A 22,314-nucleotide genomic window follows, 5' to 3' on the forward strand; every position below is an offset into this window, starting at 1 on the left:
TCTGCTGCGCGGGAGCCACCCCCCTCTGTCATCTTCGATGACATCTCCCCCTCAAGGGGGGAGATCAGAGGGAGCTTGCCGGGCCGCTTCGTACCTTCAACCACAACCGTCCTTCCCATGAAGAGAAGGCCGAGATGCCCCGCGGTGCGGGCGGGGCAATTTGGCCGGCCTGTCATCACTGGCCGGCGTCCTTGACCTTCTGAGCGATATCGGCGTCGATGCGCGTGAAGGCGTCGTCGAGCTTCAGTTCGCCGGCGAGCGTCTGGCCGATGCGGGTGACGACGGCGGCATAAACCGTGTCGGACCAGCGCCAGCCGGGCAGTTTCAGAGCGGTTTCCGACGTCGTCTTGGTCGCTTCGACAAACGTGGTCAAGGCAGCCTTGGCCTGGGCATTGTCGGTCTTGAAGTCGAGACCGCCCTTGTCCACTACGCCCTTGTGGCCGGGCAGGAAGAGGGTGCGTTCGGAGAATTCCTTGACGATGTCTTCCCGGGCAAACCAGTCCATGACGGTGGCGACGTCTTTCGGGTTCTTGGTGTATTTGACCGCGACGAGGGCCGCGCCGCCGGGCATGCCGGTGCAGGCTGCCGAACCGCAGGGGCTGCCGACCGCGACCCAATCGAAATTGTTGCCGATCTTGGTCGCGAGATTCGCTACCTGCCAGGAACCGGAATAATAGAAGGCGAGCTGACCGTTGATGAAATCGTCGGCAGCAGCGCGATAGGTGGAGCCGGCGGCCGAGACCCAGACGTCCTTGGCGAACGTGCCTTCGCCTGTCCAGTTGACGAACTTGGTGAGGAAATCCCTGGCGCCCTGATCCAGCGGGGCGGGCTTGCCGTCCGTGCCGATGTAGTTCGCGCCGTAGGAGAGCATCGGGGCGGTGATGCGGTGGCCGGAGCGGTCGATCGCCATGGCGAACGGGATCTGCTGGCTCTCCTTGACTTTCTTGGCCGCAGCGGCCCAGTCATCCCAAGTGGCTTTCGGCCCCGGAATTTCGACGCCGGCCTGTTCGAACAGCGTCTTGTTGGCGAAGCCGCCGGTCAGGGTAATCTGCGTCATGAAGCCGGAGATCTGGTTGGAGCCGTCAGGACGCATCCAGTCCGCCTGGGCGCCGAAATTGTCGTCCCAATACTTGGCATCCTTGACCAGCGGACGCAGGTCGAGCCAGTGCTTGGCGTTGTCCTTGATCGCGGTGACGCGGGCGATATCCGGGCCGTTGCCGGCTTCGAGCTGGACGGGGAGCTGTTCCTTGATGACGCTGTAGGCGACGTTATCGAGGATGACGTTGATGCCCGGATTTTCCTTCATGAAGCGGCCGACGAGGTCCTTCATGACCTCGCCTTCGACGCCGTCCGAATACCACATGATGCGCACGTCGCCGGCGAAGGCCGCCGTCGTGCTCATGAGGGCAAGCGCTGCGCCTGCCAGGATGGATTTCATTTTCATGTTCATTTCCTCCTCTTTATGGACGGGGCCTCCTCCCGTCCTTGCTTTTTAAACCTGCATGCGCCGATCAGGCGGGACCAGCATTTTCGCCTCGCCCTTCACGGTATAATCGGCGCGTGTGATCACGCGGCCTTCCGCTTCTATCGTGCCGTCGGCCTTGAAGCGGACGGTACCATATTCCGGGTCTTCAACAAGGAATGCGCCGCCGGCTTCCTGCCTTGCTGCAAGGCCGCCGAAGCGGCTCTCGACAGAGGCCAGATCGTCGGCCTCGCAGACGCGGACGATCCAGCGGGTCTTCTGGCCATATTGGCGCAGTTCCGCGCCGGCCGACGGACCTTCAGTGATGGGAATGAGGTCGGAGCCGGCGCGCAAGAGAACGGCGCCATCGCCCGAGCGGGCGAGCGCGAGGCTGCCGGACACGCGGGTTTCGTCGAATTCCGCCTTCGGGAACCAGGCATGGGTGAAATCCGGCTGTTCCTCGTAGGTGGTGAATTCGAGGATCGCGAGGCCGCGGTATTGCTGCGCACGCGGAATGGTGCCGCAGCCGCCCCAATAGGAGGGCCGGCCATAGCCGAACTGGATGGTCTCGCCCGGATGGTTGATCCAGATCGCCGCTTCCGGCTTGTCGCCGAGGCGCAGATGCAGGACGGTTTCCTGGTAACCCCATTCGTCCCAACGGTAATGGACCGTCGAACCCATGGCGAAATGTTCGCCCTTATAATGATAAAGCGCGGCGAAGGAGTTCTCGCCCTGGGCGAAGCGCCATTCCTGATGTCTTGCGTCGCGATGATCGGCGATTGCCGCAAAGGAGGCGGGGATTTCGAGGCCGTGGTCGCGCAGGCAGACGGCCATCTGCGGCAGGCAATGGACGCGGCGGCCGTAAAAACCCTTGCCCCAGAGAAGACGGGCGACGGCGGAAAGCTCCAGCGAGCGGCCGGCGCAGAGCGTGTGCTCGTAGGAGCGGCCCTGGGCTGCGGTCACCATGCCATGATGGGCGGAGCGGGCGATGATTTCGCACAGACGGACGATACCGGCCTTGGCCCGGTCGGCGATATCCCTGTCCGGCGAAAGGGCGGCGAGCGCAGTGAGGCCCTTGAGGTCGATCGGAAAATAGGGGGCGGAGTTGAACTCCGCCATTTCCCACTTCTCGAAATGGTCGAGCCAGGCCCGGACGCGCTCCGCGCCAACCTTCGCCTGCTCCGAACCTTTACGGCCGGAACGGGCGAAGGTGGCTTCCGGGAGGAGGTGGCCGGCGAGATAGGCCGACGTATGGAAGAGAAGGGCGTGATTTTCCGAGAAATACCATTGAACGTCATTTCCCGGCTCGTCCATCCAGTAGCGATAACTGAGGATGGCGTCATCGATGCGGGCACGGGTCTTTTGGTTGATATCCTTGCCCCATACGGTGCGCGACCAGATGAGCGGCACGAGCGAGAAATCCGCGCAGTCGTGGCAGTCCTCGATCGTCGGCAGGATTTCCTCGATCATCGCATCCGTGTCGGCGCCGGCGCGGCCGCTGGCGAGACGGGCGAAGGCGCGGACGGTATCGCGCTCGGAATATTCGGAGACTTCATCCAGCGTTTCGGCGATGCGATCAGACAGGGAGGCGGGGGCCTCACCCTGGCGGGCGGCATGGCAGATTTCGACGCCGACCGAGCGGGAAGCGATGAAGCCGCCGGCATTCAACGTCACACGCAGGTGGCGGAAATCGGCAGGCGCCTTCTCGGATGCGCCGATGTTGAGGCTTTTGGCACCGGCCGGCAGCGTGAAATCGAAATCGAAGCGCTCGCGCGACATGAAGTCGCCTTCGATCGCGACGTTGACTTCGACCTCGATCGGCAGCGGCTCGGCGAAGAGAACGGTGATATCGCCGCCGAAATAATGCTGGCGGTCGAGATGCATGCCGTCGAGCGCCGTTTCGAGGCTTTCGGCGACGTGGCCCGCGACCGGGACGGGGATGGCGACATTGACGGTCGGTCCGGAGAGATAGTCGAACTGGTAGAAATAGCGCGCATCGCGCTCGGCGAGATCGTCGAAGAAGAGGACGATTTCATTGAGGCCCGCGGTCAGCGGAAGGTCGAATTCCTGCTTGGCTTCGAGGTTACGGCTATAGGGCGCCATCCAGCCGATCTCGGTGCCATTCAGCCAGAGGACTGCGCCGCCGCAGGTGCCGAGGCGGATTTTTGCAGTGCCGGCGGCCTCGGCTTCGATATAGGTGCGGGTAAAGGTGGCGAGCCGCGTCGGGCGGAACCAGAAGCCGGAAAGATCGAGACGCGGCGAACCGAAGGGCAGCCACCAGCGGGCGGCCTCGAACTCGCCGCGCACGTCGGGCCTTTTTCCCCGATAGGTCTCGGCAAAGATGGTGCGGCAGGGATATTCGTGCGGGATGAAGTTCTTCACCTTGGTCAGGAAGAAGAACGGGTCCATTTCGCCTTTCATCGGCGCGTCCGGCACGTCGAACCGTTCCTGCGCCGTGCGGCCGAGCTGCCAGTACCGGACCGCTTCGCCCGGCTTCAAGGTCTTCCGCATCCAGTTTGCTTCAGGGTTCATGTCAGGTCCGCACTTATTTCAGTTCGCTGAGGGCCACGGGGGCCACGTCGTTATATTCCTGGTTTTCGCCGGTCATGCCCCAGACGAAGGCGTATTGCGCCGTGCCAGCGCCCATATGGATCGACCAGGCTGGCGAGAGCACGGCGTCGAGGTTCTTCACGACGAGATGGCGCGTCTCTTCCGGGCGGCCCATCAAGTGGATGACCCGCTCTTCGTCGGGCAGGTCGAAATAGCAATAGGCTTCCATGCGGCGCTCATGCAGGTGCGGCGGCATGGTGTTCCAGATGCTGCCTTCGGCGAGATCGGTGATGCCAAGCAGAAGCAGGCAGGATGGCGCCACTTCCGGATGGATGTACATCCGAAGATTCCGCAGGTTGGCACGCCTGGCCTCGCCGAACGTGAGCGGCTTCGATTCCGCCCGCTTGATGAGGCGATGCGGGATATCGGCGCCGGCCGGCACGGAATTCATGTAGAAGCGGGCGGGCTTTTCAGCAGATGCGCTGGCGGCCGAGATTTCCTGCGCGCCGCGGCCGACATAAAGCACGTCGCGGTTTTCCAGCGTAAAGCTCTTACCGTCGACGGTGATGGTTCCGGCGCCGCCGAGGTTGGCGATGCCCATCTCGCGGGCGGAAAGCAGGAAGGGGGTGCCGATCTCCTCGCCCGAGCCGAAAGTCAGCGTGGTGGAAACCGGGACGGCTCCGCCGAGGATCAGGCGATCGACATGGGTATAGGTGAAGCTCACCCTGTCGGCCTGGAACAGGTCTTCCATCAGGAACTCGGCGCGCAGCCTGGCCGTGTCATAGGTCTTGATGTCGTCGGGGCCTGCCCCGTAAAGCACTTTCATCGTCATGCCGTTTTTTCTCCCGCGTCCACGTGCCGAAGCGCTTCGGACAGGCAGAGAATGGAAAGCGCCTGTCCGTAGCCGGTCGGCTGGATCGGAATGTCCCGATAGAATTGCAGGTCGTGGCCCATGCGCGTGCCGTAGGAGACATTCAGCACGGTGCCGGTGTCATCGATATTGGCGAGCACTGCCTCGACGGCCTTGAGGCCGGCGGCGCGCCATTCGTGCGTGCCGAGGCCGAGGCGATAACCCTTCAGCAGGCCGTAACCGAAGCCGGCGGTGGCGGAGATCTCCTCGTAGGAGGAGGGATCGTCGATGAGGGTGCGCCAGGCGCCAGAGGCGGTCTGCAGCGGCAGCAGCGCGTTCACCTGTGCCACCAGCACGCCAAGGAGGTAGTCCTTCACCGGGTTCGGCATTTCCGCGAGGTCGAAGAGATCCAGCATGCCGGCGGTGATCCAGGCATTGCCGCGGGCCCAGCGGGCCTCGGCGAAATTGTGCCGGCCCCGGAACGTCCAGCCGTGGAACCAGAGCCCGGTCTTCTTGTCGGCGAGATAGCGGGTGTGGACGAGGAACTGCCTCGCGGCTTCGTCGACCAGTTCGGTGCGGCCGCTCGCCTGGCCGTAGGAGGCGAGGAAGAGGGCGACCATATAAAGCGTGTCGTCCCAGAGTTCGCCGTCGTTGACCTTGTCGGAAACGTGGTGCTCGAAGGCGCCTTCCTCGGTGCGGCCCATTCCGGCCATGACGTGGGTCGCCCAGGCATCGAGAACCGGCTGCCAGCGCGGATCACGCGTCTCCCGCCAGAGCACGGACAAGCCCAGCATAGGAGCGGTGGTGTTGACGTTGAGCGAGGGGAGGCCGGCTTCTATGCGGGCCGCATACCAATTTTCGATGAGGGCCTTCAAATCGTCGCGGCCGGTGAACAGCCAGAGGCGGATCAGGCCATAGAGGCCGACGCCCTGCGGCCATTCCCAGCTATCGAAGGAGATATAGTCGCCGGCGGTGCCGTCGAGATTGGGTTCGTGGAAGCGGCCATCGTGGCGAAGGCCGGTCATACCGGCCACCAGGCGGTCAAGCTTTTCACGGATATCCCGGGCTGAAAGGCCCATTATGCAACTCCTCCCTTCGCTGCAGCCATGTGGGCGCAGCATTGTCGATCCGTCTCTCCCGAACGGTAGCCTCATGAAAACATCTGAAAATTGATTGCGCAATATGAAAATTTTTTGCAGTCTGGTGTCCAATTTACGGGGAGGATGGCATGGCAACCTCAATCACTCCGGGCAAACGCGGCAAGAAGAGCCGTCGGGTTCGGCTGGAAGACATCGCGGAAAAGGTCGGTGTTTCGCTGAGCACCGTCTCGCGGGCGCTCGCCGGCGAGAAGGGGGTGCGCGCCGATATCCGCCAGCGCATCCTGGAGGCGGCGAAGGACATCAACTACACCGTGCCGACACCCGTTGCCGGCAAGAAGGTGGTGCTCGCCGCTTCGAGTGCCGCCATGATCGACTACGTGCGCAACCAGTTCACGCTCTACGTGCTCGAAGGCTTGAGGGACCGGGCGCAGGCGCTCGGGCTCGAAATCGTCACGCGCGCCGTCGCCGACGAGGCGGAAGAGAAGCTCGTGCTGGAAGAGGCGCGCGCCGACCCGGATGTGGCAGGGCTTTTGTTCCTGACCGTCGACGACGAAGGCATGCTGGCCGCCACCCGCGGTTTTGGCAAGCCGGTTGTCCTCATCAACGGCGACGATCCCTACATGCGGCTTTCGAGCGTGACGCCCTGCAATCGCTCGGCGGCGCGGCTTGCGGCGGATTATCTGATCCGGCTCGGCCATCAGCGCATCCTCTTCCTCATGCGTCCCGGGCGAAGCACCATCGACCGGCGGCGCGAAGGATGGCAGGACGCGTTTCTCCACCATGGCCTGCCGTGTCCGGCCGATCTGGTCCTGCCGGTGGACGACTGGCTGCCGGAGCTGGCGGCCCAGGCGATCGGCGAGAGGTTGCGCAGGAAGGGTCTCGATTTCACGGCGGTACTGGCAGCAGGTGACAGTCTAGCCGTCGGCGCGATGATGGGCGTGCAGCAGATGGGCCACACCGTTCCGGGAGATGTCTCCGTCATGGGCATGGACGACCTGCCGCAGGCGGCCTTCCTCAATCCGCCGCTGACGACGATGCATATCCCGATGCGCGAGCTCGGCGCGGTGGCGCTCGACCTGCTCCGCGACGCCATGTCCGGCTTCGCCACGCCGACGCGGCGGATAGAACTCGCCTGCCATATTGCCGAACGGCAATCTACAGGACCCGCGAGGAAGCCTTAACGCCAGCCAACGGGACATTCATGCGCCGTTCAGAGGTGTACTGGAACAATGGGCGCGTCTCGAACATTGATAAGCCGCAAAGCAATCGCACGGCAGATCGATAATGTCAGTTCGGACAACTACGGTTTCTCAGGAGGAAGCCCCCGTGAAGAAGATTCTGATGTCCGTTGCGGCCTTTTGCGCTCTGTTCGTGGCGCCGTCGCTGGCGGAAGCGGCCGTGCGTGGTTTCGCGACGGCCAATGTCAATATGCGGTCGGGGCCGAGCACCGGCTATCCCGCTGTTACCGTCATCCCGGTCGGCACGCCCGTCACCATCAACGGCTGCATGAACAGCGTCAACTGGTGCGACGTCTCGTTCTATGGCGGACGCGGCTGGGTGTCGGGCAATTATGTGCAGGCCAGCTACCGATCCGACCGGGTCTATGTCGGGCCGCAATATTATCGCCCGCTCGGCATTCCGATCATCACCTTCGACATCAACACCTATTGGGGCCGCTATTATCGCGACCGCGACTTCTACCGCGACCGCGACCGCTGGCGTCGCTATACGTGGGAGCCGAGCCGCAATCCGCCTCCGCCCCCGCCGCCGCGTTGGGAACGCGACCGCGACCGTTGGGATCCGCCTTCGCCGCCAAGGCCGCCCCGCTGGGAGCGGGAAAGGAGCGATATCCGTCCGCCCAGTTGGGATCGCGACAGAGCGCGCGAAGAGTGGCGCGATAGGGACCGCGATCGCGATAGAGAACGGGCCCGTATTGAACGCGAGCAGGAACGAAACCGCGAGCAGGTCGAGCGAGTGCGGGAAAGAGAGAGCGAGCGTGTTTCGCGTGATGGCGACAGACAACGCTTTGAGCGCGACTCCAGCCGCGATCGTGACAGACGAGAGCGTTCCAACAGCAAGTGCGACCAATCCGGTATCGGCTGCCAATTGAGGCCTTGACGATCCGTCATTCTATCAAAACCGCGTGACCGATGGCCGCGCGGTTTTCATTTGCGGGCGGCCGTTCCGACTGACGGCCATATATATCCTGCCCATTGCGCCTTTCCCCCCTTTTCGATAATAGACCGCCCAACTTGACAATCCTGTCATGGAAGGCGGGATTTAACGTGGTTCGAAAGCAGACGCCCTGGCGCTCGAAGGCCCGGGTGAGACAGTGGTTTTGGTCGTATGGCTCGCATCGTCATGAAGTTCGGCGGCACCTCCGTCGCCAATCTCGAACGCATTCACAACGTCGCGCGCCATGTGAAACGGGAGGTCGAGGCCGGCCACGAGGTGGCGGTCGTCGTCTCGGCCATGTCCGGCAAGACAAACGAGCTGGTCGGCTGGGTGCAGGACGCGCCGAAAGTGACCGGCGCCAACTCGCCCTTCTACGACGCCCGCGAATATGACGCGGTTGTCGCCTCCGGCGAGCAGGTGACGTCCGGACTGCTGGCGATCGCGCTGCAGTCCATGGGCATCAACGCCCGCTCCTGGCAGGGCTGGCAGATCCCGATCCGCACCGACAATGCCCATGGCGCGGCGCGCATCCTGGAGATCGACGGTTCCGAGATCATCAAGCGGATGGGCGAGGGGCAGGTCGCCGTCGTCGCCGGTTTCCAGGGACTCGGGCCTGACAACCGGATCGCCACGCTCGGCCGCGGCGGTTCCGACACGAGCGCGGTTGCGATCGCGGCCGCCGTCAAGGCCGACCGCTGCGACATCTATACGGATGTTGACGGCGTCTACACGACGGACCCGCGCATCGAGCCGAAGGCGCGCCGCATGAAGAAGGTCTCCTTCGAGGAAATGCTGGAAATGGCCTCCCTCGGCTCGAAGGTCCTGCAGGTGCGTTCGGTCGAGCTCGCCATGGTGTTCAAGGTCCGCACCTTCGTGCGCTCCAGTTTCGAGGATCCCGATGCGCCGGGCATGGGCGACCTTCTGAACCCGCCCGGCACTTTGATTTGCGACGAGGAAGAAATCGTGGAACAGGAAGTCGTCACCGGCATCGCCTATGCCAAGGATGAAGCGCAGATTTCGCTCCGGCGGCTCGCCGACCGGCCGGGTGTCTCGGCCGCGATCTTCGGTCCGCTCGCCGAAGCGCATATCAATGTCGACATGATCGTGCAGAACACGTCGGAAGACGGTTCCAAGACGGACATGACCTTCACGGTACCTTCCGGAGACGTGCAGAAGGCGCTGAAGGTGCTCGATGAAAACAAGGCAACGATCGGCTTCGACGTCGCCCAGAGCGAATCAGGTCTCGCCAAGGTGTCGGTCATCGGCATCGGCATGCGCAGTCATGCGGGCGTGGCCGCGCTCGCTTTCAAGGCACTTGCCGAAAAAGGCATCAACATCAAGGCCATTACGACCTCCGAAATCAAGATTTCCATCCTGATCGACGGTGCTTATTCCGAACTCGCAGTTCGGACTTTGCATTCCGCCTACGGTCTCGATAAGAGTTGATGGTGAGCCGGTTCGGCGCGCCGGCCAGAGTTCGGCGCGCCGTCTTCCGGATTTAATGACTGGGTTCGGGAGCACTGATGCCGATGAGAGACCTGTCGGCGGGTCCGCGCGTTCTTCTGAAGCGGCTGCGCGAATTGATGGCGGAGCCGCTCGATCCACAGGAGCGCCTTGACCGCATCGTCCGGCAGATCGCCAGCAACATGGTCGCCGAGGTCTGCTCGGTCTATGTGCTCCGCTCCGACGGCGTGCTCGAACTCTACGCGACCGAAGGCCTGAAGAAGGAGGCCGTCCACCTTTCGCAATTGAAGATGGGCCAGGGCCTGGTCGGCACCATCGCCGCCTCCGCCCAACCGCTCAACCTCTCCGATGCCCAGTCGCATCCCGCCTTCCGATATCTGCCGGAAACGGGCGAGGAGATCTACCATTCCTTCCTCGGCGTGCCGATCCTGCGCGCCGGTCGCACTTTGGGCGTTCTCGTCGTCCAGAACAAGGCAAGCCGAAACTATCGCGAAGACGAAGTCGAAGCGATGGAAACCACCGCCATGGTGATTGCCGAGATGATCGCGACGGGAGAACTGAAAAAGATCACCCGACCGGGGCTCGAACTCGACCTCACCCGCGCCGTGACGATCGAAGCCGACGGCTACAACGAAGGCATCGGGCTTGGCCACGTGGTGCTGCATGAGCCGCGCATCGTCGTGACCAACCTCTTGAACGAGGACGCGGACAAGGAAATCCAGCGCTTGGCCGAGGCGCTCGGTTCGCTGCGCATCTCGATCGACGACATGCTGTCGCGCCGTGAAGTGTCGCAGGAGGGCGAGCATCGCGAGGTGCTCGAAACCTATCGCATGTTCGCCCATGACCAGGGCTGGGTCCGCCGCATGGAAGAGGCGATCCACAACGGACTGACGGCGGAAGCGGCCGTCGAGAAGGTGCAGAGCGATACCAAGGCGCGGATGATGCGCCTCACCGATCCCTATCTGCGCGAGCGGATGCACGATTTCGACGATCTCGCCAACCGGTTGCTCAGGCAACTGACTGGCTTTTCCGGTCGTCTCACCGAAGAAGGCTTTCCGGTCGACGCGATCATCCTGGCGCGGGCCATGGGGGCGGCGGAGCTTCTGGACTACCCGCGCGAGCGGATGCGCGGCCTCGTGCTCGAAGACGGGGCGGTCACAAGCCATGTGGTGATCGTGGCGCGCGCCATGGGCATTCCGGTCGTGGGGCAGGCGGCGGGCGTCGTGGCGCTTGCCGAAAACGGTGATCCGATCATCATCGACGGTGACGACGGCCAGATTCATCTCAGGCCGATGTCGGACCTGCAGAAGGCGTACGAGGAAAAGGTACGGCTGAGAGCCCGCCGGCAGGAGCAGTTCCGGGCGCTGCGGTCGGTCGAACCGTTCACAAAGGACGGCAAGCGCATCAGTCTGCAGATGAATGCCGGCCTGATGGTCGATCTGCCGCAGCTGGCGGAATCGGGGGCGGACGGCATCGGCCTCTTCCGCACCGAGCTGCAGTTCATGATCGCTTCCACCATGCCGAAGCTGGAAGAGCAGGAAAACTTCTATCGCAACGTGATGCGGCAGGCTGGCGGGCGTCCCGTTACCTTCCGCACGCTCGATATCGGCGGCGACAAGGTCGTTTCCTATTTTCGCAGCCATGAAGAGGAAAACCCGGCGCTCGGCTGGCGGGCGATCCGCCTTGCCCTGGACCGGCCCGGGCTTTTGCGCACCCAGCTTCGTGCGCTCCTCAGGGCTTCCACCGGCGGCGAGCTCAGGATGATGGTGCCGATGGTGACCGAAGTCTCGGAGCTTCATGCGGTGCGCGACCTGCTGCAGAAGGAAGTGCAGCACCTTTCGAAATTCGGCTATAGCCTGCCGCGAAAGCTGCAGTTCGGCGCCATGCTCGAAGTGCCGGCGCTGATGTGGCAGCTCGACGAACTGATGGCGGAAGTGGATTTCGTTTCGGTCGGATCGAACGACCTCTTTCAGTTCGCGATGGCGGCCGACCGCGGCAATGCAAGGGTTTCCGATCGGTTCGATCTGCTTGGAAAGCCGTTCTTGCGCATCCTTCGCGATATTGCGCGGGCCGGTGAGCGCAACCAGACGTCTGTGACGCTGTGTGGCGAAATGGCGGGCAAGCCGCTTTCGGCCATGGCACTGGTCGGGCTCGGTTACCGTTCTGTCTCGATGGCGGCGACCTCGATCGGTCCTGTCAAGGCCATGCTTCTGGCACTCGACGCAGATCAGTTGGCGGCCGAGCTGAACGCTGCGCTCGATGACACCAGATCGTCGGAGCCTATCCGCGAACTGCTTGTCCGGTTCGCCGAGGCTCACAATATTCCGGTTTGAAATGGTTTCATGGGCGGCCTTCCCCGTCACCTGAAAAATCCAGCACTTAGCTTTCAGCTAAGATGCTGATTTTTCTACCTCTCCCACCAAGGGAGAGGTAGGGCGCCGAGTTTGCGGCATCGGTATCTCTCCCCTCATGGGAGAGAAAGCGATTTCAACATCTTAGCTTTAGCTAAGTGTTAGAAATCGCAAGTGAGGGGAAACGACATGGAAACCGGCTTTCACTTTTGGTGTTGATGCTCTAGCAAGCAGAATGAAAAAATGGAGTTCAAAGGGTGGCGAAGCTTCCTGTTGAAAAGATGCGCGAACTGGAGCGCCGTTTCGGCGAGATCGAGGCGCGCATGTCGGAAGGTCCGGCTGCCGATGTCTATGTGAAGCTGGCGTCGGAATATTCCGAACTGCAGCCGGTCGTGCGCAAGATCCGCGAATATGAAAAGACGGTCGCGGAAGTTGCCGATCTTCGAACCATGCTGGCCGACAAGGCGACGGACCGGGAGATGCGCGAGCTGGCGGAAGCGGAGCTGCCGGAGGCCGAAGAGCGGATCGAGGCGCTTGAAAAGGACATGCAGATCCTGCTCCTGCCAAAGGATGCGGCGGACGAGAAGAGCGCCATTCTGGAAATCCGTGCCGGCACCGGCGGCAACGAGGCGGCGCTTTTCGCCGGCGACCTCTTCCGCATGTACGAGCGCTATGCCAGTACGCATGGCTGGAAGGTGGAGGTGCTTTCGGCAAGTGAAGGCGAGGCCGGCGGCTACAAGGAAATCATCGCGACGATCACCGGCCGCGGCGTGTTTTCCAAGCTGAAGTTCGAATCCGGCGTGCACCGGGTGCAGCGTGTGCCCGACACCGAGGCAAGCGGCCGCATCCACACGTCCGCGGCGACGGTGGCGGTTCTGCCGGAGGCGGAGGATATCGATGTCGAAATCCGTCCGGAAGATATCCGTATCGACACGATGCGCTCTTCGGGCGCCGGCGGCCAGCACGTCAACACAACGGATTCGGCGGTGCGCATTACGCATCTGCCGACGGGCATCGTCGTCACCAGCTCGGAAAAATCGCAGCACCAGAACCGCGCCAAGGCGATGCAGGTACTGCGTTCCCGGCTTTATGACATGGAGCGGCAAAAGGCCGACAGCGAACGCTCCGCCGACCGCAAGAGCCAGGTGGGGTCCGGCGACCGTTCGGAGCGTATCCGCACCTATAATTTTCCGCAGGGCCGGGTGACGGACCACCGCATCAACCTGACGCTCTACAAGCTCGACCGGATGATGGAGGGCGAGATCGACGAGGTGGTCGATGCGCTGATCGCCGATTACCAGGCCGGCCAGCTCGCACAGATCGGGGAACAACAGGGATGACGACGCTGTCCGCGGCGGTCACGGAGGCGAGAAACCGGTTTTCGGAAGCCGGCCTGCCGGATGCGGCGATCGAGGCAAGGCTTCTCATCGGCGGCCTGCTCAAGCTCACGAGCACAGAAGTCTTCACCGGCGGCGACCGGGTGCTGACGGAGGATGAACTCGCCCGGATATCAAATGCTGTCGAACGGCGCTTGAAACGGGAGCCCGTGCATCGCATATTAGGTTCACGGGAATTCCACGGGGTGGATCTGCTGATTTCGAAAGAAACGCTGGAGCCACGCCCGGACACCGAAATCCTGGTGGATTCGGTGCTTCCCTATCTGAGGCAGATTGTCGCAGCCAAGGGCGCGGCACGCCTCCTGGATCTCGGCACCGGCACAGGCGCGATCATTCTGGCGTTGTTGAAGGAAAGTCCGGAGACGCAAGGAATCGGCAGCGATATTTCGGAAGATGCGTTGAAAACAGCGGCTGAAAACGCAGCGCGACTGGGATTGTCGGAGAGATTTGAGGCAATCCGAAGCGACTGGTTCGAGAACATTTCCGGGCGTTTCGACATAATCGTGTCAAATCCGCCCTATATACGGAGTGATGTTATCCCCGTACTGGAACCGGAAGTAAGGGATTTCGATCCTTCGGCGGCGTTGGACGGAGGGCCGGACGGGCTCGCTGCCTATCGCGCGATCGCCACGGATGCTGGGAATTTTCTCGAAAAGGACGGCGTTATCGGCGTCGAAATCGGGTTCGATCAGAAGGAAACTGTGGCCGCGATTTTTCGCTCGGCCGGCTTCAAGCTGGCGCAGGCAAAATGTGACTACGGTGACAATGATCGTGTTCTCGTATTCACCGTGAAAGAGGCCTGATTTGCATAGTGAAGAAAAGGCTTGGATTTCCGAAGGAAGCGGGATAGCTTGCGAGCTACGCACTGGGACGGCTGGGAATGAACAGCGATTCGTTCGGGTTATAGGTCAACCCTTGATCCTGCTCTTTTCGAAGAGTTGCGAAGGTTGAGCAATTCCCGGTGCGTGATTCAGTTAATTTAACTTTCACAAGCGGCAGGACGCTTTGTTCGCCCTGTGCGCGGCACGCGAAGTCTTGTTCCGGCATGGTCCGGTATGGCCGCGTGGCCCCTTATCAGCGAAGACAGAGAATTGGTGAACGATAGATGAGGCCAGGACAGCAGAACAAACGCGGTCGAGGGCGCGGCAGTAACAATGGCGGCGGCAACTTCAACCGTAACAAGGGCGGCAATCCTCTCAGCAGGAGCTATGACAGTTCCGGCCCGGACGTGAAAATCCGCGGCACCGCCCAGCATATCGCTGAGAAATATTCAGCGCTTGCCCGCGATGCGCAGAGCGCCGGCGACCGGGTCATGGCCGAGAACTACCTGCAGCACGCAGAACATTATAACCGCATCATAGCCGCCGCTCAGGCGCAGATGCAGGATCGCTTTCATCGCGACGATCGCGGCGATCAGGACCGTGACGGCAGCATGCTGGATCAGGATGATCTGGAAGCCGGCGATACGGATGAACTCGGTTTCGGCCAGCAGCCGGTCGTCGACGAAGCTCCGGCACCGCAGCAACAGCAGCCGCGCCGCGAACAGCGCGACCAGGCCCAGGACCAGCAGCCGCGCGAGAACCGGCGCGACCGCGACCAGCGCCGCGATCGCCGGCAGGATCGGCAGGAACGCCGGGAGCAGCAGCCCGCCGTGGCCGAGCAGCAGCCGACCGTCGTTGACGGTTCCGGTCCGCAACCCGTCATCGAAGGCACTCCAGCGGAAGTCGTGGTCGAACAGGCCGAACAGGTAGATGCCGCAGCCCCGGCGGAACGGGCTCCGCGCCGCCGGGCAGCGAGCCGTCCGCGTCGCCAGCCGCGCAAGAGCGCCGAGGATGGTGAAACCGCCAACGACGACACCCAGCCGGCACTTGCAGAAGCTGCCGGCGAGTAAGCTTCGGCTGCAGAATTGCGCATTATCGAAAAACTCCGGCCGCAAGCCGGAGTTTTTTGCGTTTTGGAGGGCTCAGTCAGGCGAGGGGACGGAGTGCTTGCCATGTTCAGCGGCCAGGTTCACCGCCGGCCGAAGTGGCTATCGTACGTCCTATGAAGCGCCCGGCCGCCACGAAACCACCGAGAGGGACGAGAGGCAGAGGGCTACGAACACGATCAACGCATTGACCGCATGGGAATACTCCCACTGCTGCCTCAGCACCTGCCAATTTTCCGGCGCTGTTGTCCAGTTCTCGGTCGCCTGATTGGCCGGCAATGTCCAAAGAAGGAAAATTGCCAGCATGGCCACGAAACAAAGTGCGGCAAGTAGCGCAAACCAGAATGGCCGCTGCTGCGAGCGGACCATGAAGGCCAGCACTCCATTTGCAATCATGGCAGCCGGCCAAAGCGTTCCGAGAAACGCCCACCCGTAGTAGATGCCCTGGATGGAAAAATATTCGGCTTGAGCCAGCGCGATCTTGTTCGGCAAGGCGGCCAAATGCGCGCCCGACGGAATAAGTGCCAGTGCGGAAATGATAATCGCGAGAAACTGGACGATCCTGATCGCCATCGATCTTCCCTCCTTCTGGCCAGAAGTCCACGCTATTCAGGGGCGGTCCGTTCCCACAGGGGTGAGACTGCGAAGGGAAACTTCCACCCGAGAAACGGGCTAAAGGTTGCGATGCCCTTGCCGTGTCTCAAGATAGTGCCAAACTCCGGCTGCAACAGCGCCGACCGCGATGCATATTGCGATTCCAATGCCGGTGTTTCCGCCGATTTGACCGAACGCCGCTCCGAGCACCGTACCGCCAAGTATTCCCCACACGAGCTTGCTCGCCATCAATGCCTCCTTCTGCTGCTCTGGATCAATGGCAGGAATGCCGGATCGTTCCGAGGTGGCTTTCCATTTCGGCCCGGACCTGCCGCCGGCCATTCCAGGCGTGCCTTCAGGCTGGATCAAAAGCTCCCGGCAGGTCCTTTAAATCCGCAAAATCGCTTACCATATCTCAATCCGAAGCCGGTTGCCGCCGGCCGGGCTCGCCTTTGAGGGAGCTCAATCTCAATCATCGGCTTGTGCCTTAAAGTAGGGCAGGTCGATCACTGGAGGTCAGAGAATGAACATCGAAAAATATTCCGAGCGAGTCCGCGGCTTCCTGCAGTCGGCGCAGACGCAGGCGCTTGCTGCCGGTAATCAGCAGTTCGCGCCCGAGCACGTGCTGAAGGTCCTGCTCGACGATGACCAGGGCATGGCGTCTTCGCTCATCGAGCGCGCCGGCGGCAGCGCCAAGGAAGCCCGCATCGCCAATGATGCCGCGCTTGCAAAGCTTCCGAAAGTTTCCGGCGGCGGCGGTGAAATCTATCTTTCCCAGCCCCTTGCCAAGGTTTTTGCAACGGCCGAAGACGCCGCCAAGAAAGCCGGCGACAGTTTCGTCACCGTCGAACGCCTGCTGCTCGCGCTTGCCATCGAGAGCTCGGCTTCGACGTCCGCGACCTTGAAGAAGGCAGGCGTTACCGCGCAGGGTCTCAACCAGGTCATCAATGATATCCGCAAGGGCCGCACAGCCGATAGCGCCAATGCGGAACAGGGCTTCGAGGCGCTGAAGAAATATGCGCGCGATCTCACCGCGGAGGCCCGCGACGGCAAGCTCGATCCGGTGATCGGCCGCGACGACGAGATCCGCCGCACGATCCAGGTCCTTTCCCGCCGCACCAAGAATAATCCTGTGCTGATCGGCGAGCCCGGCGTCGGCAAGACGGCGATCGCGGAAGGCCTTGCGCTCAGGATCGTCAACGGCGACGTTCCCGAGAGCCTCAAGGACAAGAAGCTGATGGCGCTCGACATGGGCGCGCTCATCGCCGGCGCGAAATATCGCGGCGAATTCGAGGAACGCCTGAAGAGCGTGCTGAACGAAGTCCAATCGGAAAACGGCGAGATCATCCTGTTCATCGACGAGATGCACACGCTGGTCGGCGCCGGCAAGTCCGAAGGCGCGATGGATGCCTCCAACCTTTTGAAGCCGGCACTTGCCCGCGGTGAGCTGCATTGCGTCGGGGCGACCACGCTCGACGAATACCGCAAGCATGTGGAAAAGGACGCCGCACTTGCCCGCCGCTTCCAGCCGGTCATGGTCGACGAGCCGACGGTCGAGGACACGATCTCGATCCTGCGTGGTCTCAAGGAGAAATACGAACAGCATCACAAGGTCCGCATCTCGGATTCGGCCCTGGTGGCGGCTGCGACGCTTTCCAACCGCTACATTACCGACAGATTCCTGCCGGACAAGGCGATCGACCTGATGGACGAAGCCGCTTCGCGACTTCGCATGCAGGTGGATTCGAAGCCCGAAGAGCTCGACGAACTCGATCGGCGCATCATGCAGCTGAAGATCGAGCGCGAGGCTCTGAAGAAGGAAACCGACAGCGCTTCGGCCGACCGGTTGTCGCGTCTCGAAAGCGAAGTCACCTCGCTCGAGGAGCAGGCGGATGCGCTGACGGCCCGCTGGCAGGCGGAAAAGCAGAAGCTCGGTCTTGCTGCCGACCTCAAGAAGCAGCTCGACGAGGCCCGCAACGAACTGGCGACTGCCCAGCGCAAGGGTGAATACCAGCGCGCGGGCGAGCTGACCTATGGCGTGATCCCCGATCTGGAAAAGCGTCTCGTGGACGCCGAAGCCAAGGACGGCTCGACCAATGCCATGGTGCAGGAAGTCGTCACCCCGGATGCAATCGCCCATGTGGTTTCCCGCTGGACGGGCATTCCGGTCGACAAGATGCTGGAAGGCGAGCGCGAGAAGCTGCTCAGGATGGAAGACGAACTGGCGAAGTCCGTCGTCGGCCAGGGCGATGCCGTGCAGGCGGTCTCGCGTGCGGTTCGCCGTTCGCGCGCCGGCCTGCAGGACCCGAACCGGCCGATCGGCTCGTTCATCTTCCTGGGCCCAACCGGTGTCGGTAAGACAGAGCTGACGAAGTCACTCGCCCGCTTCCTGTTCGACGACGAGACGGCGATGATCCGCATGGACATGTCGGAATACATGGAGAAGCACTCGGTCGCCCGGCTGATCGGTGCGCCTCCCGGTTATGTCGGCTATGACGAAGGGGGCGCGCTGACGGAGGCTGTCCGCCGCAAACCCTATCAGGTGGTGCTGTTCGACGAGATCGAGAAGGCGCATCCGGACGTGTTCAACGTCCTCCTGCAGGTGCTTGACGACGGGCGTCTGACGGACGGGCAGGGCCGCACGGTCGACTTCAAGAACACGATCATCATCATGACCTCGAACCTCGGCGCGGAATACCTTACCAATCTGCGCGAGGGCGAGGATGTGGACAGCGTCCGCGACCAGGTGATGGATGTGGTCAAGGCCTCGTTCCGTCCGGAATTCCTGAACCGCGTCGACGAGATCATCCTGTTCCATCGCCTGGCCCGCAGCGAGATGGGGGCGATCGTCGACATCCAGATGAAGCGGCTTGTCGCGCTTCTGGCGGAACGCAAGATCACGATCGAGCTCGGCGAGGATGCCCGCGAATGGCTGGCCGACAAGGGTTATGATCCTGTGTATGGCGCCCGGCCGCTGAAGCGGGTGATCCAGAAATACGTGCAGGATCCGCTCGCCGAGCAGATCCTGGGCGGCTCAGTCCCGGACGGCTCGACCGTCGCGGTCAGCTCCGGATCCGACCGGCTGCTCTTCCGCGTCAAGCGGGAAGTCAGCGAGGCGGCGTAACCGCTTTCCCAAGGCCGCTCTTCGGGGCGGCCTTTTTCATTTGGGGATAGGGGGATGCGACATGTCCGAGCCGCTTTTTCCATCGAAAATCAAACCGGGCGACAAGATCAGGTTCGTATCGCCGGCAAGTACGCCGGATCGCGACCTCATCCTGAAGCGGGCAGAGCGCCTGAGGGGCATGGGCTTCGATGTCGATTTCGGCACCTATGCCTTTGCCGAGCACGGTCTTTATGCCGGCACGCATGAGCAGCGTCTATCCGACCTCAATCAGGCCCTGTCCGATCCGCAGGTAAGGGCGGTTTTTGCGACACGTGGCGGCCGTGGCTCATACAGAATAGCAGGCAGTCTCGATTTCGATGCGGTCCGGCGCGACCCGAAACCCCTTCTGGGGTTCAGCGATATCACGGCCATCCACATGATGCTGATGCGGCGCTGCGGTCTCATCGGTCTGCATGGCACGCTTTATGGCGATGACGGCGGGCAGGGTCCCTCCAATACCGATATCCTGATGCGCTTCCTGATGGAGGCAGGCACGATCGTTTTCACGGCCCGCGACGATGAAGTCAGCGCGAAGACGACGACGTCAGGCCGGGCGCAGGGTCGGTTGATCGGTGGCAATCTCGAGACATTGGCGACGATGATCGGCTGGGGACTTCCTTCGTTCGACGGCGCGATCCTGCTGATCGAAGCCGTGGATTGCATGCCCGGGCTTACGGATCGTATGTTGACCCTGCTGATGAAATCGGGAGCCCTGGACGGAATCGCGGGCATAGCCGCCGGGCAATTCACGCTGTCGAACCGCGAGAAGGGCGAGGCGATCATCGCCATCATCGACGAACATATCCGCGCGCTCGGCATTCCCGTATTAGGGGGGCTTCCGTTCGGTCACGGTAAAGGAGCGCTGACCACTCCTATCGGCGGCATGGCGGTCCTGGACGCTGATGCCCGCACGCTTACTGTCGATTATTGAGCGAACTCACCGGCTGGCGAGTTCATCGGATGGCTGGATGTCGAGCAATGCGTCGATGCGCTTGCGCTCTTCCTCGAAACGGGCGAGTGCCTTGTCCTTAAGCGAACTGCCGCCCGGTAGCCGCACCTTCATCGGGTCGACCTTCGTGCCGTTGACGATCAGCTCATAGTGAAGGTGGGAACCGGTGGACTGGCCGGTCGAGCCGACATAACCGATCACCTGGCCCTGCGTTATCTTTGCGCCTTCGCGAACTCCCGAAGCGATCGCGCTCTGGTGATTGTAGGAGGATTCGTAACCGTTGGCATGGCGGATGATCGTCTGGTTGCCGTATCCGCCGGAATCCCAGCCGGCCTTTTCGACGACGCCGTTGCCGGTCGCGATGATCGGGGTGCCGCGCGGCGCGGCCCAGTCGGTGCCGGTATGCATAAGGGCTCGCCCAAGGATCGGGTGGCCGCGCATGCCGAAGCCCGACGTCATGCGGCCGTTCGGGACCGGGTTGCGCAGCAGGAACTGCCGGATGCTCTTGCCGTTTTCGTCAAAATAGTCGATCGAGCCGTCGTCGGCATTCTGAAAACGATAGAAGCGGGTCGTCGTGTCGCCGAAGTGAGCGCTCACATAGAGCAATTCGGAATTCTTGTCCGCCTGGCCCTTTTCATCTGTGACGGAGAAGAACGCTTCGATGTTGTCCGACGGCTTCAACTGGGCCTGGAGGTCGGCATTGCTTGCGAGCAGTTTCACAAGCAGCCCCGTCATTTCCTTGCTCATGCCGTAAGAGAGAGCGGCACGATAGATACCGTCATAGACGCGCGGCAGTTCGCGGCTGGTGGCGATCTGTGGCGGCTGTTCGCTGAAGGCGGAGGCGACGGCATCCAGCATCGGCGGCTCCTCGCCGGCGACGAAACGGCCATGATCGTCGATGGCAACCGTAACCTGATGCTTACTGCGACGGTAAACGCTCGCGCGGACGACCAGAACCATGTCGCCTTCCTGGATCACGCCGATGCGCAGCACATCGCCAGGGCCAAGATCTGCTTCTCCGGTCTGTGACTGAAGGTAACCGGAAATCTCCCGCGCCTTGCCCTCCGGATAGCCGACTTCCATCATGGCCTGGGCGACGGTCTCCGCCTTGCGGATCGGGATGATGTCATCGGCATATTCGCGCGTGTGCGAGGTGATCGGCTCCGGCGCCGAAACCGAGATATTCTCTTCGACGATGCGCGCCGAGAGACCGGCGGTGATGTCGAGGTCGCTGTTGTCGTCCTTGGATGAGAAGCGCTGAGGATCGACGTAGTAGAGAGCCGAAAGCTGGCTATCGCCGTCTGTCAGTACCGAACCGTTGGAACGGACGTTCTCCTCCACTTCCTCCAGCGTCATCGCCGGCGCGTAGGCATAGGTGCTGCCGCTGCTAGGGAAAGGGATCGTCTGCAGGCTGACTTCCGACTCCACGTTGGAACCGTAGATGGTGCCGGCACGTGCGGCCGGCGGCGGCAGCGCCTCGCTGGACGAAAAAATCGTCAGCGGGTCGAAGGCCGGATAATCCTCCTGCGCCACGTGATTTGCGGCAAGGTTCATCTTCACATACGCAAAAGGCCTGCGGCGGACGACTTCCTTGCTGCCTTCATTGACGACGGTGGAAACCTCCATGATCTTCCGGTCCGTCGGCATGGCGACGATGTTGCCGCCGAGCAGGCGCTTGCCGCGCGACGCGGTGTCGGAATCATCGTTCGGGACGGAGGCGGAAGCTTCGGCCGGAATGGCGAGCTGCTGGCGTCCATCCAACGCCGCAAACAGCGCGACACCCATCAGGATCGAGGACGTGATGCCGGTCAGAAAGGTGCCGGAAAGCCAACGGAGGGAAATCTCACGGCGATCGGGAGCGCGACGGCCGTCGGCGAGGATCGGCGGTTCGTTGCCGAGCGAGCGGATCGTGCTGCGGGCCGTCATCATGCCAGTCTAAGCCAGTTCCCCTGATACTCGTTGTAACCGCGGACAGGGTTCAATCTGCCCGTGGAACCTTGGGCCAAACATGTGCCCGTTTCAGCCTGGAGAGTCAAATCGGCCTGGTTGCAAACGCGTGCAACCTTGAATTCGCCCTTCGAATCCCCATCTAAGCTTTGCTAACCATGAGATTGTGAATTTGTCGGGGCAGTTTTGGGGCACGGTGCCGAAGCCCGGTGTTTTCCGGCCTCGAAACGGGTCCCGAGGTCGCCAGGGAAGCTGGCTTTCCGAGGAAATGCGGAAATTATCGTTGTAAATCAAATGCATGTCGTTTTTCTTGGAAATTCCAGAATTGATGTGTTGACTTCATCTTGGGTGAGCTTCTATAAGCCGTGTCACTGACGAGGGCGGC

General features: G+C 62.1%; 16 protein-coding genes. 9 read left to right on the forward strand and 7 right to left on the reverse strand.

The genetic code is table 11. The features are described 5' to 3' along the window. Positions 1-175: 175 nt before the first annotated feature. The 4 genes from JL39_RS25425 to JL39_RS25440 are packed head-to-tail and all read right to left on the reverse strand — an operon-like array spanning position 176 to position 5,941. Positions 176-1,444, reverse strand: a complete 1,269-nt coding sequence (locus JL39_RS25425; RefSeq protein WP_037157359.1) for an ABC transporter substrate-binding protein — start codon at positions 1,442-1,444, stop codon at positions 176-178. A 48-nt stretch (positions 1,445-1,492) separates the two neighbouring features. Next, a complete protein-coding gene (locus tag JL39_RS25430) occupies positions 1,493-3,994 on the reverse strand; it encodes a hypothetical protein (RefSeq protein ID WP_037157172.1) in 2,502 nt (833 codons plus the stop codon). A 13-nt stretch (positions 3,995-4,007) separates the two neighbouring features. After that, on the reverse strand, positions 4,008-4,844 hold the full coding sequence (gene kduI / locus JL39_RS25435; protein ID WP_081952982.1) for a 5-dehydro-4-deoxy-D-glucuronate isomerase: 837 nt from the start codon (positions 4,842-4,844) through the stop codon (positions 4,008-4,010). Beyond that, positions 4,841-5,941 (reverse strand): glycoside hydrolase family 88 protein, encoded by a 1,101-nt coding sequence (locus JL39_RS25440; RefSeq protein WP_037157174.1) that lies wholly within the window; start codon positions 5,939-5,941, stop codon positions 4,841-4,843. Before JL39_RS25440 ends, kduI begins: the two co-directional genes overlap by 4 nt. 149 nt (positions 5,942-6,090) lie before the next feature. Between JL39_RS25440 and JL39_RS25445 the strand changes: the two genes are divergently transcribed. The 7 genes from JL39_RS25445 to JL39_RS31300 all read left to right on the forward strand — a co-directional run bounded on the left by JL39_RS25445 (position 6,091) and on the right by JL39_RS31300 (position 15,240). Then, the gene (locus JL39_RS25445; protein WP_037157175.1) at positions 6,091-7,143 is read left to right on the forward strand and encodes a LacI family DNA-binding transcriptional regulator; all 1,053 of its coding nucleotides are present in this window, start codon (positions 6,091-6,093) and stop codon (positions 7,141-7,143) included. 145 nt (positions 7,144-7,288) lie between these two features. Further along, positions 7,289-8,080 (forward strand): SH3 domain-containing protein, encoded by a 792-nt coding sequence (locus tag JL39_RS25450; RefSeq protein WP_052183104.1) that lies wholly within the window; start codon positions 7,289-7,291, stop codon positions 8,078-8,080. 228 nt (positions 8,081-8,308) lie between these two features. Then, on the forward strand, positions 8,309-9,583 hold the full coding sequence (locus JL39_RS25455; RefSeq protein ID WP_037157177.1) for an aspartate kinase: 1,275 nt from the start codon (positions 8,309-8,311) through the stop codon (positions 9,581-9,583). An 83-nt stretch (positions 9,584-9,666) separates the two neighbouring features. After that, complete coding sequence (gene ptsP / locus JL39_RS25460; protein WP_037157364.1) at positions 9,667-11,934, forward strand: phosphoenolpyruvate--protein phosphotransferase; 2,268 nt, start codon at positions 9,667-9,669, stop codon at positions 11,932-11,934. A 275-nt stretch (positions 11,935-12,209) separates the two neighbouring features. Continuing rightward, a complete protein-coding gene (gene prfA / locus JL39_RS25465; RefSeq protein WP_037157179.1) occupies positions 12,210-13,292 on the forward strand; it encodes a peptide chain release factor 1 in 1,083 nt (360 codons plus the stop codon). Further along, the gene (gene prmC / locus JL39_RS25470; RefSeq protein ID WP_037157180.1) at positions 13,289-14,152 is read left to right on the forward strand and encodes a peptide chain release factor N(5)-glutamine methyltransferase; all 864 of its coding nucleotides are present in this window, start codon (positions 13,289-13,291) and stop codon (positions 14,150-14,152) included. The genes prfA and prmC overlap by 4 nt, the downstream gene beginning before the upstream one ends. Before the next feature lie 302 nt (positions 14,153-14,454). Further along, positions 14,455-15,240, forward strand: coding sequence for a DUF4167 domain-containing protein (locus JL39_RS31300; protein WP_081952984.1), 786 nt, complete (start codon positions 14,455-14,457; stop codon positions 15,238-15,240). 150 nt (positions 15,241-15,390) lie between these two features. Here the strand turns inward: JL39_RS31300 and JL39_RS25480 are convergent, their stop codons facing one another. Both JL39_RS25480 and JL39_RS32015 read right to left on the reverse strand, forming a co-directional pair. Next, positions 15,391-15,849, reverse strand: a complete 459-nt coding sequence (locus JL39_RS25480) for a DUF1772 domain-containing protein (protein WP_037157184.1) — start codon at positions 15,847-15,849, stop codon at positions 15,391-15,393. Between the two features lie 99 nt (positions 15,850-15,948). After that, positions 15,949-16,119, reverse strand: coding sequence for a hypothetical protein (locus tag JL39_RS32015; RefSeq protein ID WP_161784801.1), 171 nt, complete (start codon positions 16,117-16,119; stop codon positions 15,949-15,951). Positions 16,120-16,393: 274 nt separating this feature from the next. On the opposite strand from JL39_RS32015, the gene clpB reads away from it, so the two are divergent. Both clpB and JL39_RS25495 read left to right on the forward strand, forming a co-directional pair. Continuing rightward, positions 16,394-18,994, forward strand: a complete 2,601-nt coding sequence (gene clpB, locus JL39_RS25490; protein ID WP_037157188.1) for an ATP-dependent chaperone ClpB — start codon at positions 16,394-16,396, stop codon at positions 18,992-18,994. A 61-nt stretch (positions 18,995-19,055) separates the two neighbouring features. Beyond that, on the forward strand, positions 19,056-19,964 hold the full coding sequence (locus JL39_RS25495; protein WP_037157190.1) for an LD-carboxypeptidase: 909 nt from the start codon (positions 19,056-19,058) through the stop codon (positions 19,962-19,964). A 6-nt stretch (positions 19,965-19,970) separates the two neighbouring features. Here JL39_RS25495 and JL39_RS25500 read toward each other — a convergent pair whose 3' ends face one another. Next, positions 19,971-21,911 carry a M23 family metallopeptidase gene (locus JL39_RS25500; protein ID WP_037157193.1) on the reverse strand — a complete coding sequence of 647 codons (1,941 nt, stop codon included), beginning with the start codon at positions 21,909-21,911 and terminating at the stop codon, positions 19,971-19,973. Positions 21,912-22,314 lie beyond the last annotated feature (403 nt).

The organism is Rhizobium sp. YS-1r, assembly GCF_000757525.1.
Classification (GTDB): Bacteria; Pseudomonadota; Alphaproteobacteria; order Rhizobiales; family Rhizobiaceae; genus Neorhizobium; species Neorhizobium petrolearium.